We start from the raw sequence: 15937 nt of genomic DNA, 5'->3' as shown, positions 1-15937 counted from the left end.
TGATTGATTACTTGTCGAACATTTAAACAACTGAAACGCTTCAGCTAGAATAAGCCAAACGCGGAATAAAAGGAATCAGCGCCCGGCGCAGACCGCCATTTATCTGACATACATCACACTTTCAACGCAAAACGCCGCAAACTTATTCCAGTTCTGGAATTCCGCTCAGCCTTCAGACAAAAAAACGGGCCGCCTGAGCGACCCGTTTTCATCATGTCATCGACATTACAGCAGTGCTTTTGCTTTCGCGACTACGTTGTCGACAGTGAAACCGAACTCTTCGAACAACTGCTCAGCCGGTGCAGACTCACCGAAGGTGGTCATGCCCACGATCGCGCCGTTCAGGCCCACGTATTTGAACCAGTAGTCAGCGATTCCCGCTTCCACCGCCACGCGCGCAGAAACGGCTTTCGGCAGCACGGACTCACGGTACGCCGCATCCTGCTTGTCGAACGCGTCGGTGGACGGCATGGAGACCACGCGCGCCTTCACGCCTTCGGCAGTCAGTTTCTCGTATGCGGCAACCGCCAGCTCAACTTCAGAGCCGGTGGCGATGAAGATAATCTCCGGCTGACCGTTGCTGTCTTTCAGCACATAGCCGCCACGGGCCACGTTGGCCAGTTGCTCCGCGGTACGCTCCTGCTGCGCCAGGTTCTGACGGGACAGAATCAGCGCGGTCGGGCCGTCGGCACGCTCAACGCCATATTTCCACGCCACGGCCGATTCCACCTGGTCACACGGACGCCATGTGGACATGTTCGGGGTCACGCGCAGAGAAGCCACCTGCTCTACCGGCTGGTGCGTCGGGCCGTCTTCGCCCAGACCGATGGAGTCGTGGGTGTAGACCAGCACCTGACGCTGTTTCATCAGCGCCGCCATACGTACCGCGTTACGGGCATATTCCACGAACATCAGGAAGGTGGAGGTGTATGGCAGGAAGCCGCCGTGCAGGGAGATACCGTTGGCAATCGCGGTCATACCGAACTCGCGCACGCCGTAGTGGATGTAGTTACCCGCAGCATCTTCGTTAATCGCTTTCGAGCCGGACCAGATGGTCAGGTTGCTTGGCGCGAGGTCAGCGGAGCCGCCGAGGAATTCCGGGAGCCACGGGCCAAAGGCTTCAATCGCGTTCTGCGACGCTTTACGGCTGGCGATTTTGGACGGATTCGCCTGCAGGTTCGCGATGAACTCGCTTGCTTTGGCGTCAAAATCAGACGGCATTTCACCGTTCATACGACGGGTGAATTCTGCGGCCAGCTCCGGGAAGGCTTTCGCATAGGCGGCGAATTTCTCGTTCCACGCGGACTCTTTCGCCTGACCGGCTTCTTTCGCATCCCACTGGGCATAGATTTCAGACGGGATTTCAAACGCCGGGTGTTTCCAGCCGAGCTGTTCGCGGGTCAGGGCGATTTCCGCATCACCCAGCGGTGCGCCGTGGGAGTCGTGGGTACCCTGTTTGTTCGGGGAGCCGAAGCCGATGATGGTTTTGCACATCAGCAGGGACGGTTTGTCGGTGACGGCTTTTGCCGCTTCGACTGCCGCTTTAATGGCGTCCGCATTGTGACCGTCCACGCCGCGCACCACGTGCCAGCCGTAGGCTTCAAAGCGCTTCGCGGTGTCGTCGGTGAACCAGCCTTCGACATGGCCGTCGATGGAGATGCCGTTGTCATCATAGAACGCCACCAGTTTGCCCAGCTTCAGGGTACCGGCCAGGGAGCACACTTCGTGGGAGATGCCTTCCATCATGCAGCCGTCGCCCATAAAGGCATAGGTGCTGTGGTCAACGATGTCGTGACCCGGACGGTTGAACTGTGCGGCCAGCGTTTTTTCCGCAATCGCCATACCCACGGCATTCGCAATGCCCTGCCCCAGCGGCCCGGTGGTGGTTTCGACACCCGAGGTATAGCCCACTTCCGGGTGACCCGGGGTTTTCGAGTGCAACTGACGGAAGTTTTTCAGTTCTTCAATCGGCAGATCGTAACCGGTGAGGTGCAGCAGGCTGTAAATCAGCATCGAGCCGTGGCCGTTGGACAGCACGAAGCGGTCACGATCTGCCCATGCCGGGTTCTGTGGGTTATGGTTCAGGAAATCACGCCACAGGACTTCGGCGATGTCAGCCATACCCATCGGGGCACCCGGGTGACCGGATTTGGCTTTCTGTACCGCGTCCATGCTCAGCGCACGAATGGCATTGGCAAGCTCTTTACGTGAGGACATTTTGACTCCAGATCGGACTGTTAAAGGCCATGCCCGGAACGACTTGACTACAGCGCGTTATGGGCTACGCCGGAAAAAAGTGCCAACAATGTAACCCAAGCGGCAAGTCATGTACATGGAGCATCCTTTTGACGATTAAGAAATCTCTGGAAGCTGCTCGCACGTTGCGCAATGGACTCGCCCGCTTATCGTTCTATTCTTTATACTTATGCATCTGCACCGGTTCGATTGTTACCGGCGCATTATCAGAATTATGAATCAACCTGCGTGGAAGATAAGAGATGAAAATTCGCCCGGCTTTGCTTGCTTTGGCTACCGCCACCCTACTGGCAGGTTGCCAGAACATGGACTCTAACGGTTTCCTGAGTTCAGGTGCCGAAGCTTTTCAGGCATACAACCTGAGTGATGAACAGGTGAAAACCTTGAGTGATGAAGCCTGTAAGCAGACGGACAGTAAAGCCACCATTGCCCCTGCCAGCAGTGAATACAGCCAACGTCTCGCTAAAATCGCCAACGCCCTCGGCGACAACATCAACGGACAGCCGGTCAACTACAAGGTCTATGTGGCCAAAGATGTTAACGCCTTCGCCATGGCCAACGGCTGCATCCGCGTCTATAGCGGACTGATGGATATGATGAATGATAACGAAGTCGAGGCGGTGATTGGTCACGAGATGGGCCACGTCGCGCTCGGTCATGTGAAGAAAGGCATGCAGGTCGCATTAGGCACTAACGCAGTACGTGCAGCCGCCGCATCAGCGGGGGGTGTGGTTGGCAACCTATCCCAATCGCAACTGGGTGCGCTGGGTGAGAAACTGGTGAATTCGCAGTTCTCGCAGCGTCAGGAGTCCGAAGCGGATGATTATTCCTATGATTTGTTGCGCAAACGTGGCATCAGCCCGCTGGGACTGGCAACCAGCTTCGAGAAGTTAGCAAAACTGGAACAGGGTCGTCAGAGCTCTATGTTTGACGATCATCCGGCTTCAGCCGCGCGTGCGCAACACGTTCGCGACAGACTGGCCGCTGACGGGATTAAATAAAGGAAACCGCGCCGGAGGTGTTTGCCGCCTCCGGCGCGGTGGCTTATTTATTCATCTTCAAGATAAGTGTAGCCGTACAACCCGGCTTCAAACTCTTCGAGGAACTGCTGCTGCAGCGCATCATCCAGATCCGTCTGTTTCACCTGATCACGGAATTGCGTCAGCAGGGTTTTCGGATCGAGTTGCACGTACTCCAGCATATCGGCCACGGTATCCCCTTCATCTGACAACTCCACTTCCACGCTACCGTCAGGGAAGACAAACACATCCACCGCTTCAGTATCGCCGAACAGGTTGTGCATGTTGCCGAGGATTTCCTGATAGGCACCGACCATGAAGAAACCAAGCATAGGCGGGTTCTCTGGATCGTACTCTGGCATTGGCATCGTCGTCGCGATACCGTCACCGTCAACATAGTGATCGATAGCCCCATCGGAGTCACAGGTGATATCCAGCAGCACGGCACGGCGTTCCGGGATCTGGTTCAACCCTTCCAACGGCATAACCGGGAACAGCTGATCGATACCCCACGCATCCGGCATCGACTGGAACAGCGAGAAGTTGACGTACATCTTGTCCGCCATGCGCTCTTGTAACTCATCGATAATCGGACGATGTGCACGGTTGCTTGGATCAAGTTGCTTTTGTACCTCGTGGCACATGTTCAGATACAGCTGCTCAGCCCAGGCACGTTCCTGCAGACTAAAGGCGCCAGAAGAGTAGCCGATGTGAATATCATGCAAATCCATCTGGCTGTCGTGCAGCCACTCACGCAGGGAACGACGCGTACCCGGTTCGTGCATCTCCTGCCAGGTTTCCCACATGCTTTGCAGTGCACGCGGCGCGTCTTCTGCAGGCGGCGTCGCTTCGGTGTATTCGTTACGCTCCACACCAATGATGTTGGACACCAGCACCGTGTGGTGCGCCGTAACGGCACGACCGGATTCGGTGATTACCGTCGGGTGCGGCAGACCGTGCTCTTCACAGGCGTCGCCGATTGCCCAGATGATGTTGTTCGCGTATTCGTTCAAGCCGTAGTTAACGGAGCAGTCGGACTGAGAACGCGTCCCTTCATAGTCCACGCCCAGGCCCCCACCCACGTCGAAGCACTGAATATTCACACCCAGTTTGTGCAGCTCAACGTAGAAACGCGCCGATTCACGCACGCCGGTGGCGATATCGCGAATGTTGGCCATCTGCGAGCCGAGGTGGAAGTGCAGCAATTGAATGCTGTCCAGGCGCCCGCGTTCACGCAGCATCTCGACCAGTTGCAGAACCTGGCTTGCCGCCAGACCAAACTTGGATTTTTCACCACCGGAGGATTGCCATTTGCCGGAACCCTGCGAGGCAAGGCGCGCACGCACACCCAGACGCGGGATCACGTTCAGGCGCTCAGCTTCATCCAGCACAATCGCGATTTCTGACATCTTCTCGATGACCAGATAGACCTTGTGGCCCATCTTCTCACCAATCAACGCCAGGCGGATGTATTCACGATCTTTATAACCGTTACACACAATCACGGAACGGGTCATGCCCGCATGGGCCAGTACCGCCATCAGTTCCGCCTTCGAACCCGCTTCCAGCCCCAGCGGTTCGCCGGAGTGAATCAAGGATTCAATGACGCGGCGATGCTGATTCACTTTAATCGGGTAAACGAGGAAGTAGTCACCGTTATAGCCGTAGGACTCGCGCGCACGTTTGAACGCGGCGTTAATTGAGCGCAGGCGATGTTGCAGAATCTGTGGGAAGCAGAACAGCGCAGGCAGGCGTTGGCCTTGTGCTTCACGTGCTTTCACCAACTGGGCAAGATCGACACGTGCTTCAGGGACGTCAGGATCGGGGCAAACGCTGATGTGGCCCAGTTCGTTAACGTCATAGTAGTTATTGCCCCACCAGGCAATATTGTAAGTACGTAGCATCTTGCTGGCTTCCTGGGAGCTCATCGCAACCTCCTGCATGGAACGTAGTACACCGTGCTCGCCCGCTGACGAAGGCGAAAGTGAAGACATGTCGTCAGACATAGCGAACCTCAAAAGTTTTAAGTGTAAGACAGTCAACTACTATCGCAGCGTAACAATGCGATAACAACCCATAAGCAGTCTGATTTTCCAGCATAAAATACTGGGACGCAGACTGTGCGACCGGTTTCTTGTTCATATTCATTGTAAAACACGTGACCGAACTTACGTATGACGGTTCGGCGAAACCACGAGAAAACTCCTGATTTAGCAGGAGAGCCCTTGTTCAGTCATCAACGTGCCGTGCCGGCCCGGGAGTCCTGAGAAGCGCCGAAATGGGTATAACATCGGCAGGTTTGCAGATTAGATATGCGGGTTGCGGGGACTGTATGTGCGTCAGAACGACGCGACAGATGCTGCAGAAAACGACGGTTCATTATCTCTTATCACCTCCACGCAGATCATGACGATATGCGACAAGCCAAAGCCGTAAATTGCTTAACCCGGCTGGAAGTGGCAACACGGTCTCCCGTGCGCTTTTAATATAAGCCGCGCGCGGCGTTTTATACCGACAACAGGGTGAAAATGCAAAATAAAAAATTACGTTTGCGGCACTGACAGGAAAAATTTCTGTAACCATTTCAGTCAGTCTGTGCGGAACATCAAAAAAGGCTGGCAATAGGGTTAAGAATTAACCTAGAATAGCCGTCCAGATGTTAATCCATCTAAACTGATTAACACTTAGACAGCCCGTGCCTTTACCTGCACGTCCTCGCGGAAATGACCGCAAAGGCAACCCGGCACGCTGTCCAGACCAACCGAATTACTCCAGGTGAAAACAGAACATGGCAAAACACCTTTTTACGTCTGAGTCCGTTTCAGAAGGGCATCCTGACAAAATTGCTGACCAAATCTCCGACGCCGTACTGGACGCGATCCTCGAACAGGATCCGAAAGCGCGCGTTGCCTGTGAAACCTATGTAAAAACCGGCATGGTGCTGGTCGGCGGTGAAATCACCACCAGTGCATGGGTAGACATCGAAGAGATCACACGTAACACCGTCCGTGAAATTGGCTATGTGCATTCTGACATGGGCTTTGACGCCAATTCCTGCGCCGTCTTGAGCGCCATTGGTAAGCAGTCTCCTGACATCAATCAGGGCGTTGACCGCGCCGATCCGCTGGAACAGGGTGCGGGCGACCAGGGTCTGATGTTCGGTTATGCGACCAACGAAACGGATGTCCTGATGCCAGCGCCGGTAACCTACGCGCACCGTCTGGTTGAGCGTCAGGCACAGGTACGTAAAAATGGTACGCTGCCATGGCTGCGCCCGGACGCAAAAAGCCAGGTGACCTTCCAGTATGATGACGGCAAAATCGTCGGCATCGATGCCGTCGTGCTTTCCACCCAACATGCTGAAGATATCGACCAGAAATCGCTGCAAGAAGCGGTCATGGAAGAGATCATTAAGCCCGTTCTGCCGACCGAATGGCTGAACGCATCCACCAAATTCTTTATCAACCCGACTGGCCGTTTTGTTATCGGTGGCCCAATGGGCGACTGTGGACTGACCGGTCGTAAAATCATCGTTGATACCTACGGCGGCATGGCACGTCACGGCGGCGGCGCCTTCTCCGGTAAAGATCCGTCAAAAGTTGACCGCTCTGCAGCCTACGCTGCGCGTTATGTTGCGAAAAACATCGTCGCTGCGGGCCTGGCTGACCGTTGTGAGATTCAGGTTTCCTACGCCATCGGCGTGGCCGAACCGACCTCTATCATGGTTGAAACCTTCGGTACTGAAAAAGTGCCGGCTGAGCAACTGACCCTGCTGGTACGCGAGTTCTTCGACCTGCGTCCATACGGCCTGATTCAGATGCTGGATCTGTTACACCCGATCTACAAAGAAACTGCCGCCTACGGTCACTTTGGTCGCGAACATTTCCCATGGGAAAAAACCGACAAAGCCGCACAACTGCGTGAAGCGTCTGGTCTGAAATAATCCACTGACCTGCATGCTCTGAAGGCCAGCTTCGTGCTGGCCTTTTCGTTTTTTACCCGTACAACCGCCTTTCATATCTTCAACCACCGACTACACTTATGATGGATAATCAGCAGCTTACTGAAAGCGATTACATCCATCCCGCCGTGCTTTCAGCATCCTTTTTACCCCAACCTTTCCTCTCTGTTACAACGCTGTTCGGTTTAGTCTGAAACTGCCCTGCCGCCTCCATTATATCCCCTGCTTATATCTATAATATTTATCGGTTTTATTCCCAGGCGCGGATGACAAAGCATGTAACCGATTACATCGCTGCGTTACTCAAGACTAACGTGCCTGGCTATGACTGACGTGACTATCAATAAAAACGCATAAAACACATGGAGGGCATTATGCCTGACACGAAAAAACAGGGGCGTTCAAACAAGGCGATGACCTTCTTTGTCTGTTTCCTTGCAGCCCTGGCAGGGTTACTTTTTGGCCTGGATATTGGTGTGATTGCAGGGGCGCTGCCCTTCATCACCGATGATTTCAAAATTGACTCTCACACGCAGGAGTGGGTCGTCAGCTCAATGATGTTTGGTGCCGCAGTCGGTGCCGTAGGCAGTGGTTGGCTCTCCTGGCGTCTCGGACGTAAGAAAAGCCTGATGATTGGTGCCATCCTGTTCGTTATCGGCTCGCTCTGTTCTGCCGCTGCACCTAACGTTGAAGTCCTGATTATTTCCCGTGTGATCCTCGGCCTGGCCGTGGGCGTGGCCTCTTATACCGCCCCACTCTACCTGTCGGAGATTGCACCGGAGAAAATTCGTGGCAGCATGATTTCGATGTACCAGCTGATGATCACCATCGGGATCCTCGGTGCTTATCTTTCTGATACCGCCTTTAGCTACAGCGGCGCATGGCGCTGGATGCTTGGCGTCATTGTCATCCCGGCCATTCTTCTGTTGATTGGTGTCTTCTTCCTGCCGGACAGCCCGCGCTGGTTTGCCGCCAAGCGTCGCTTCCATGACGCAGAGCGCGTTTTACTGCGCCTGCGTGATACCAGTGCGGAAGCGAAGAACGAGCTGGAAGAGATTCGTGAAAGTCTGCAAGTGAAACAGTCCGGCTGGGCGCTGTTTAAGGACAACGCTAACTTCCGCCGTGCGGTCTATCTTGGCATTCTGCTGCAGGTCATGCAGCAGTTTACCGGCATGAACGTCATCATGTATTACGCGCCGAAGATTTTTGAGCTTGCAGGCTACAGCAACACCACGGAGCAGATGTGGGGGACGGTAATTGTCGGTCTGGCGAACGTACTGGCAACCTTTATCGCTATCGGCCTGGTAGATCGCTGGGGACGTAAACCGACGCTGGTATTGGGCTTCATGGTGATGGCCGCAGGTATGGGGATTCTGGGTACGATGCTGCACCTGGGGATTCACAGCCCGACGGCCCAGTATTTCGCCGTTGCCATGCTGTTGATGTTTATCGTCGGCTTTGCAATGAGTGCTGGCCCGCTGATTTGGGTGCTGTGCTCCGAAATCCAGCCGCTTAAAGGGCGTGATTTTGGTATCACCTGCTCGACGGCGACTAACTGGATTGCGAATATGATTGTCGGTGCGACCTTCCTGACCATGCTGGACACCTTCGGTAACGCCAACACCTTCTGGGTGTATGCGGGTCTGAACGCGCTGTTTATCGTACTGACCTTGTGGCTGGTGCCGGAAACCAAACATGTCTCGCTCGAACATATTGAGCGTAATCTGATGAAAGGCCGCCCGCTTCGCGAAATCGGCTCAAGTAAATAATGCTCTGGCGGTCAGCGCGCACATGCCGCTGACCGCTCTCCTCTTTCTCTTAGCCCGCCCAACGCCCTCCCCTGCGCAAGAGTCTTCTTTCCCACCAACCTTCTGGGCGTAATTCGCAATTAATTATTTACCTATACCTTTTTATTATTTTCATTTGAAACATGATAATGATAATTATTGTGTTAACATCCGGTTATTCTTTAGTGAAAATATATGTATGCCCATGTATTTTAAGGAACTAACAGCGATTTAGCTTAGGTCGCGTCACTTTCCGTGCTGGCATACCCCTGTTTAGGAACCCTCATGGATCACATTGTTTATGTGGTGGACGACGACCATTCTGTCAGGCAGGCATTGGTCAACTTACTGAAAGCCGAGGATTATCGGGTTGCCGATTTTGCTTCAGCTGACGATTTTCTGGCACATCCCTTCTCGCCAACGCCCGGCTGCCTGATTCTGGATATGAATATGCCGAAAACGGGTGGCTTCGATGTGACTGAGGCGCTGACCCGCCTGGGCTATGTAATACCGGTGATTTTTCTCACTGGCTTCGGCACCATCCCCTTGTCAGTTAAAGCGATGAAAGCCGGGGCGTATGAATTTATGACCAAGCCTGCCGTTCCCGGTCTGTTGCTCCAGGCCGTTGCCGGGGCGCTCAAACTGGCAGAGCAGACGCTGGATGAATCTCAGGAAATTCAGACGTTAACCGCGCTGTATGACTCCCTGACGCCGCGAGAAAAAGAGGTCTTCCAGTTGGCGATTGGCGGTCTGCTCAACAAGCAAATCGCCACCGCGATGGGGGTGAGCGAAATTACGGCCAAAGTACATAAGAAGCGGGTGATGGAAAAGATGCAGGTACGCGCCCTGACGGATCTCGTCAGGGCCGCCGACCGATTAAACATTCAAAAAACCCTCAGTCGTTGAGGTTTACCCTTCTTCACTATGCGTCGGCAACGTAAAGGTAAACACGCTGCCGTGTGGCTCCTGCGGCTCGGCGGTGAGTTTCCCCTGATGCTTTTCAATAATCCCGTAACTGATGTTCAACCCCATCCCCATTCCCTGGGCCTTGGTGGTGTAGAAGGCATCAAATAATCGCGCCTGCACATCAGCGCTGATGCCGACCCCGGTGTCGGCAATCGCCAGTCGGATCTGCCCCGGCACCGGGTTTTCAGAACGGATGATTAACGTCAGTGGACGATCATCAATGCCTGCCATTGCATCAATCGCATTGACGATAAGGTTCAGCAACACCTGCTGAATCTGTACGCTGTCACCGAAAATAAACATATCCTGCGCATCCAGATGGTAGTGCAACGCAATCTGCTGACGTTCCAGTTCACTGCGCGACAAAGCCACAATACGGCAGACAAGGTGATGCAGGTTAATCCGCGTGCAGCTTGAACTCTGATTACGGGTCAACGCCTGTAAGCCACGAATAATGTTCCCGGCGCGTTCTCCCTCGCTAATGATCTCCTCCAGGCTGCTACGCGCATTGGCCAGCACCGGCGGTTCGCGGCTGAGCCAACGCAGACTGGCACCCGCGTTGGCGACAATCGACATCAGCGGCTGGTTAATTTCGTGGGCGATGGACGCGGTCAACTGACCGACGGTCGTGGCGCGTGAGACGCGAGCAAGGTCGGCCTGCGCGACCCGCACCGCATCCTCGGACAAACGGCGGGCAGTGATGTCGGTAATCACGCCGAAATACTCCGCGACGTTAGTCTCGTACCCAACCGGGTTGCCCACGCCCAAAATATAACGGCAGTCGCCATCCGGGCGGAAAATACGAAACTCCGCACGCATGGAGACGCCATTGCGCACGCTATCATTCACCAGGGTATTAATGCGCTGGAAATCCTCCGGGTGAACGAGGGTCATAAAATCGGCCATCGACAGGGTACGCTGCCGTTCAGGAAGCCCTAAAATGCGTGCATATTCGTCGGACACAAACATCACATCCGCTTCCAGCTCCCAGCGCCAGGTGCCGGTATTACTGATTTTCTCCCCCAGCATCAGCGACGTTTGACTGGTGCGCAGCTCTTTTTCAGCCCGACGGCGCTGCACGTTCTCCTCGACCAGTTCAGCATAAAGGCGCGCTGTCTCCAGAGAGACCGCAGCCTGCGCCGCCAGCATTCTGACGATGCGCGAATGCTCCGCAGTGAAAATTTCGGGCATCACCCGATTTTCGAGGTACAACACGCCGACCAGTTTTCCCTGTTTGTGCATGGGCACACACAAAATCGCTGCGCCCGAGGTCACCAGGTAGGGGTCCTGACTGAAAGGGCCAAACAGTTCTGGCTTGCTGATGCGAATCTCCTGTCCGGTGCGCATCACTGCCGCCAGCACCGAAAGCGGCATATCGGTCGCCGTGGGCCGCTCTCTGACAATCTGTACGTTGACCCCTTCAGATGAGGTTTCGGCCCACGCCTGCGTTTCCGGGAGCGTATTGTCGATAATTCTGATCAACAGCCCACGCTGCGCCCCGGCCCGCTCCAGCAACATGGTCATTAGCGTATGCACCAGACGATCGAAATCAATCTCCTCCGTCATGGCACGCACGGCACGCAGCACACTCTCCAGGTCATGCACCACCTCGTTTTGTGCAAATGAGATGGTGTCGTAAGGCGAACGCTGACCGGCCGTGGCAAGGTGAGGGAATTGACGTTCGAGATGGCGCATTTTTGCCGTTGCCCCCCAGCGACGCCAGGCCGCGAAGGCATTGCGAAAGTACCCTTCCGCCGCCGTATTCCAGCCGGTGGCTTTCGCAAAGCGTCCCGCCATTTCGCAGGCCAGTCCATTCACCGGATGGCACTCCGACTCTCCCGACAACGCTATCGCCTTCTCATACTCCATGATGGCCGTCTCGTTGTTTTGCGTAAGCCTCGCCAGCTCTGCACGCAGTAGCGCCGCTTTGTCGGCAAAGGTGACGGGATTATGCCCGGCCCAGCGGGCAATATGCGCGTAATGGGCGTTAAGCGTGTCCTGGTGGGCTGTCGTCATCTCTCCCGGTAACAGACTCTGGCTCAGTGCAAGCGCGCTGTAGAAGTGGTAATCCGCCCGATGGATGTAACCCGGCACCATCCCGGCTACCGGTTTAGCCCTGTCCAGACAGTGGATGGCATCCGTATATTCCCCTGCCATCACATGCGCCATCCCCCGGTAAAGCCAGAACCAGAAAATGGCCAGCGGAATCGGCTGGTTTTCACGATCGTTGGTCACCATCAGCAGCGTATCAGGAAAGAGGTGATGACCACTCAAGCCGCCGGACGTGGCATTACGCAGGTGATTGACGTAGAGGCGCTGGATGGAGAGCATGATTTCCACGTCCGGGAAATGCAGCTTGCGCACAAAGCCCAGCCCACCTTCAATGGTGGTTAATACTCCGTCCAGATGATCGCCACGGGTGAGGAAATTCATCGTCTGGTGACGCAGCACGAAGCAGGCGGCGGTGAGATCGCCATGCTCGACCGACGCCGTAAAGCAGGCTTTAGCATGCTCTATCGCCGTACCGAGGGGCTTGACCCAGGCACTGCACAAATCCACGGCAAGCCAGGTTCGTCCGCAAAACGGGGTAAACTGATGGTCACTCACCAGCGCGCTTCCCAACAGCGTGTACCGGTAGCCTTTTTCATATTGATGGTAGCGGCAGCCAATCATCACCCCGTACCACGCGAGCGCCGTGGTGGATGCCCCGCTCAGACCCTGCTCGAGCGTCATCAGCATAATTCTGACCAGCAGAATAAAATGCAGGCGCGGGCTGGCAAAGGCAGAAAACATACTGGCGCTCAGCATCAGGTTCATGATGGCCTCTGCTTCAGGGTTCTGAATAGGCCCCAGCGCCCTGAAATGTGTCTCTGGCGTCTCCCCCAAACGCGCTTCCAGTGTCTGCCACATGTCATCGCACTCAGCATCCGAAGGATGACGGCTGAGGTGGAGACCAAACACCGCCAGCCAGGCAAGCGTCGTTTCCAGCGCCAGACTCATGTCCGACTGGCGCATATGCACCTCTGCCAGCATGCCTGCCGCCATGGCTTTTTGCTGAAGGCTACCCGGCGCGCTCATCAGTTGATGACAGAGCGTCAGCGCCGACGGGAGGTTACCCTGTAAAAATTCACACTCCGCCTCTTCAAATGCGAGGCTGAAGCGCGTTTCCGGGGCGTCTACCTGCGCACTGTCCTGGAGCTCCTTTGCCGTTCGCAGGTAACGCACCGCCGAGGCATAATCTCCCGTCAGACGGGCCCGCTGAGCCGCCAGCCGACAAACCGCGTGGTAACGCTCTCGCTGCGGCGAAAGGCGTACAGATTCGATGGCCGAGATAATGTGGTGAACCGCCAGGAACAGCTGCTCACTGCTGTCGTTTTGCGCTACCGAATCGGTTAACAGGCGGGCAGCGGTGAAATGCAGACGATTCACCTCCTCGGCATCAAGCAGTTGCAGTGCCGCATCATGCACCCGGTCGTGGCTGAAGGTGTAATCTTCACCAGAGAGCCCCATCAGTCTTGCCGCCACGGCGGGTTGCAACAGCTCATGCAATCGCTCCGGCGAGATATCCAGCATCTGGCTAAGTAATGCGGGTTTGCTGGTTCCCCCGACACAGGCCAGGCACCCCAGCAGTTTACGCGTTTGCGCGGGCATCTCTGCCAACTGTTTTAGCACCAGGCTCGCCACATTCTCCGTGTAGTGGTGTGAACGAATCGCCTCTAAATCGTAATGCCACTTACCATATTCTTTATGGTGGGTCACCAGACCATCTTTGAAGATGCGCTGGAAAAATTCATGGGTGAAAAGAGGATTGCCGTTGGTTTTTTCATGGATCAGGGCCGCGAGTTCCCCCAGCCCGGAGGCGCGTGTTTGCAACAGATTTGCCAGCCAGCGTGACACCGCTTTGACGCTCAACGGCTCCGGGCGCAGCTCAAGACAATAGCGCGCACGGGCACGTAACGCGGCCAGCAGACTCTGCTCATCAGCGCCGGGAAACGTGTCGGTATCGGAGCAGGAAACCACCACCAACAGCGGCAGGGATTCGCTGCTGCTGAGCAAATATTCCAGCAACTGCAGGCTGGCTTGATCGATCCAGTGAATATCGCCAATCAACAGCACCAGCGGGCAATCCGGCGTAGCAAACGCCTCCACCAGCCGGTGAGCCATCAGGTTAAACCGCATACGGGTATCCGCCGACTGGGTGTTGACCACCGTGAGCTGACGGTCATCCAGCAGCAGGCCCAGTTCAGGGACGAGCTTAATCGCCAGTGCCGCATCGCTACCCAGTGAACGGGTCAGGCGCATTTTCCAGCGCGCCACCTCCGCCGCATCGAGTCCCAAAAGCCAGAGTACCAGGGAGCGAAAAGCCGAAGCGATGACCGTATAAGGCAGCACTGACGAATACTGATCGGCTTTACCGATCGCCAGCAACGTCTGCCGCTGCTGAAGCTTTTTCAGCGCGGAGGAGATGAGCGACGACTTACCGCATCCGGGCGGCCCGCTCACCATCACCAGCGCATGCGTGCCGCTTTCGGCTACCCTGTCAAACGCGGCAAGCAGTTGAGGATGCTGAGGGTGATTTAAAAAAAGCGGGTCCGGCAACATACGGGTAGGTTCCCGGTCTTGTAAACCGGGTGCAAATGACGCTATTTCACCGTTTTTGGCAAGCGAAGCCTGGCAGCGCCGCAGGTCAGCAAGCAGTCCCTCTACCGTCTGGTAACGATTTTCAGGGGATTTTTCAAGCAGCCGAAGAATAATCTGTGCCAGCGTAGGCGGCACCCCTGCTCTGAGCTGACAAGGTGAACGGGGAGGAGAAGCAATATGATGATGCGCCCACTCCGCCTGGCCGCCGTCATTGAGATCAAAAGGCAACGCTCCGGTCAGCAGTTCATACAACACGATGCCCAGGCTGTAGAGATCGCTGCGGCGGTCGACTTTGTCCGGGGTGCGTGTGGTGTGCTCCGGCGACATATAGGCCAGCGTGCCACCTGACATCGTCATACGGGTCACGCTGCTTACGTCGTCCGTAACGGTTGTCAGACCAAAACCGCCCAACCGGTAAGCGCCGCCGGGGTCGATAAAAAAGTGGCCAGGCTTGATGTCGCTATGAATCAGTCCCTGCGCATGCATCTGACGCAAGGGGGCGCAAAGACGAACGGCAATAGAGAGAAAATCAGTCAGGTTGCGCCCGCGCGTGCGGTTCGACTGCGCCAGCGTGCGGAAAGGGAATGGCGCGTAAACCAGCGCATAGTGGCCGTGATAACTGGTGCAATTCATTGGCCTGACCGCCCACGCGCCGGAAAGCCTGGCGCGCAACGCAAACTCATTTTTAAGCCGTTGAGTGGTCGCAAACGCGGCCTCATCACCGGCGACTGCCACACTGGCCAGAATAAAACTACTGCCGGAATGGAGCGGCTGGCAAAGCGTCCAGGCGATCCCCCCTTCCTGCAATAAGCGAGTGAAAATGATGTCATCGGTTAGGGTGATGACCTCGCCGTCCATCATTTTTCCAGCGGCAGACAGTTTTTCGCTCATTCACGCTCCTCGCGCGCAGAGAGTTCGCGGCGGATCTGTTCCAGCAGCGTATCGATATTAATAGGCTTACGCAGCAGCGTGGCGGGCCCGGCTTGTGGAGCATAGCGCAACACGTTTTCATCTTCATGTCCGGAGACAAAAATGACCGGCGGCGGCCTGACGCCTTCACATATCTGCCGATAGAGCTCAGGCCCACTCATGCCCTTAAGCTTAATATCAATAATAAGCAAAGAGGCAGCAACCAGCGCGGTTTCATCATGCAGGAACGCCTCCGCGGATTCGAAGGCGTGCGTGTCATACCCCTCCGACTGAAGAAGGTTACTTAACCCGCTACGGACGGAACGTTCATCATCAATGATGACAATGCGCGCTGGCAGCGTCATGTCCTGGTCCTCTGTATTGCGCTCACGCGGGTG

10 protein-coding genes are annotated in these 15937 nt (G+C 55.6%); 4 read left to right on the top strand and 6 right to left on the bottom strand.

All coding sequences use genetic code 11. From position 1 onward, the window contains the following. Positions 1–225: 225 nt before the first annotated feature. Complete coding sequence (gene tkt, locus ACUY4Q_RS04235; protein ID WP_458045843.1) at positions 226–2217, bottom strand: transketolase; 1992 nt, start codon at positions 2215–2217, stop codon at positions 226–228. Between the two features lie 281 nt (positions 2218–2498). On the opposite strand from tkt, the gene loiP reads away from it, so the two are divergent. Beyond that, the gene (loiP, locus tag ACUY4Q_RS04230) at positions 2499–3257 is read left to right on the top strand and encodes a metalloprotease LoiP (protein WP_458045842.1); all 759 of its coding nucleotides are present in this window, start codon (positions 2499–2501) and stop codon (positions 3255–3257) included. A gap of 47 nt (positions 3258–3304) precedes the next feature. Here the strand turns inward: loiP and speA are convergent, their stop codons facing one another. The 3 genes from speA to yqgG all read right to left on the bottom strand — a co-directional run bounded on the left by speA (position 3305) and on the right by yqgG (position 5655). Next, positions 3305–5281, bottom strand: a complete 1977-nt coding sequence (gene speA / locus ACUY4Q_RS04225) for a biosynthetic arginine decarboxylase (RefSeq protein ID WP_458045841.1) — start codon at positions 5279–5281, stop codon at positions 3305–3307. Further along, positions 5274–5417 (bottom strand): acid stress response protein YqgB, encoded by a 144-nt coding sequence (yqgB, locus tag ACUY4Q_RS04220; protein ID WP_458047257.1) that lies wholly within the window; start codon positions 5415–5417, stop codon positions 5274–5276. The genes speA and yqgB overlap by 8 nt, the downstream gene beginning before the upstream one ends. 94 nt (positions 5418–5511) lie before the next feature. Next, entirely contained in the window at positions 5512–5655 is a 144-nt protein-coding gene (yqgG, locus tag ACUY4Q_RS04215; protein WP_458045840.1) for a small protein YqgG, read from the bottom strand. A 408-nt stretch (positions 5656–6063) separates the two neighbouring features. Between yqgG and metK the strand changes: the two genes are divergently transcribed. The 3 genes from metK to ACUY4Q_RS04200 all read left to right on the top strand — a co-directional run bounded on the left by metK (position 6064) and on the right by ACUY4Q_RS04200 (position 9929). Next, a complete protein-coding gene (gene metK, locus ACUY4Q_RS04210; protein WP_458045839.1) occupies positions 6064–7218 on the top strand; it encodes a methionine adenosyltransferase in 1155 nt (384 codons plus the stop codon). Between the two features lie 392 nt (positions 7219–7610). Beyond that, entirely contained in the window at positions 7611–9005 is a 1395-nt protein-coding gene (locus tag ACUY4Q_RS04205) for a sugar porter family MFS transporter (RefSeq protein WP_458045838.1), read from the top strand. 303 nt (positions 9006–9308) lie between these two features. Continuing rightward, positions 9309–9929, top strand: a complete 621-nt coding sequence (locus tag ACUY4Q_RS04200) for a response regulator transcription factor (protein WP_458045837.1) — start codon at positions 9309–9311, stop codon at positions 9927–9929. 3 nt (positions 9930–9932) lie between these two features. Here ACUY4Q_RS04200 and ACUY4Q_RS04195 read toward each other — a convergent pair whose 3' ends face one another. Both ACUY4Q_RS04195 and ACUY4Q_RS04190 read right to left on the bottom strand, forming a co-directional pair. Beyond that, a complete protein-coding gene (locus tag ACUY4Q_RS04195; RefSeq protein WP_458045836.1) occupies positions 9933–15521 on the bottom strand; it encodes a trifunctional serine/threonine-protein kinase/ATP-binding protein/sensor histidine kinase in 5589 nt (1862 codons plus the stop codon). Next, positions 15518–15904: a response regulator gene (locus ACUY4Q_RS04190; protein ID WP_458045835.1), complete on the bottom strand. Its 387-nt coding sequence runs from the start codon at positions 15902–15904 to the stop codon at positions 15518–15520. Before ACUY4Q_RS04190 ends, ACUY4Q_RS04195 begins: the two co-directional genes overlap by 4 nt. Positions 15905–15937: the final 33 nt, after the last annotated feature.

The sequence above is a fragment of the Phytobacter cepae genome, from assembly GCF_054165735.1.
This window is presented reverse-complemented; position numbering and strand designations above follow the sequence as displayed.

What these genes read in the sequence shown, in the direction of transcription:
- ACUY4Q_RS04200 (WP_458045837.1), top strand. Translation starts at nt 9,309, where the DNA reads ATGGATCACATTGTTTATGTGGTGGACGACGACCATTCTGTCAGGCAG.
- ACUY4Q_RS04205 (WP_458045838.1), top strand. Translation starts at nt 7,611, where the DNA reads ATGCCTGACACGAAAAAACAGGGGCGTTCAAACAAGGCGATGACCTTC.
- metK (WP_458045839.1), top strand. Translation starts at nt 6,064, where the DNA reads ATGGCAAAACACCTTTTTACGTCTGAGTCCGTTTCAGAAGGGCATCCT.
- loiP (WP_458045842.1), top strand. Translation starts at nt 2,499, where the DNA reads ATGAAAATTCGCCCGGCTTTGCTTGCTTTGGCTACCGCCACCCTACTG.
- yqgG (WP_458045840.1), bottom strand. Translation starts at nt 5,655, where the DNA reads ATGAACCGTCGTTTTCTGCAGCATCTGTCGCGTCGTTCTGACGCACAT.
- speA (WP_458045841.1), bottom strand. Translation starts at nt 5,281, where the DNA reads ATGTCTGACGACATGTCTTCACTTTCGCCTTCGTCAGCGGGCGAGCAC.
- yqgB (WP_458047257.1), bottom strand. Translation starts at nt 5,417, where the DNA reads ATGAACAAGAAACCGGTCGCACAGTCTGCGTCCCAGTATTTTATGCTG.
- tkt (WP_458045843.1), bottom strand. Translation starts at nt 2,217, where the DNA reads ATGTCCTCACGTAAAGAGCTTGCCAATGCCATTCGTGCGCTGAGCATG.
- ACUY4Q_RS04190 (WP_458045835.1), bottom strand. Translation starts at nt 15,904, where the DNA reads ATGACGCTGCCAGCGCGCATTGTCATCATTGATGATGAACGTTCCGTC.
- ACUY4Q_RS04195 (WP_458045836.1), bottom strand. Translation starts at nt 15,521, where the DNA reads ATGAGCGAAAAACTGTCTGCCGCTGGAAAAATGATGGACGGCGAGGTC.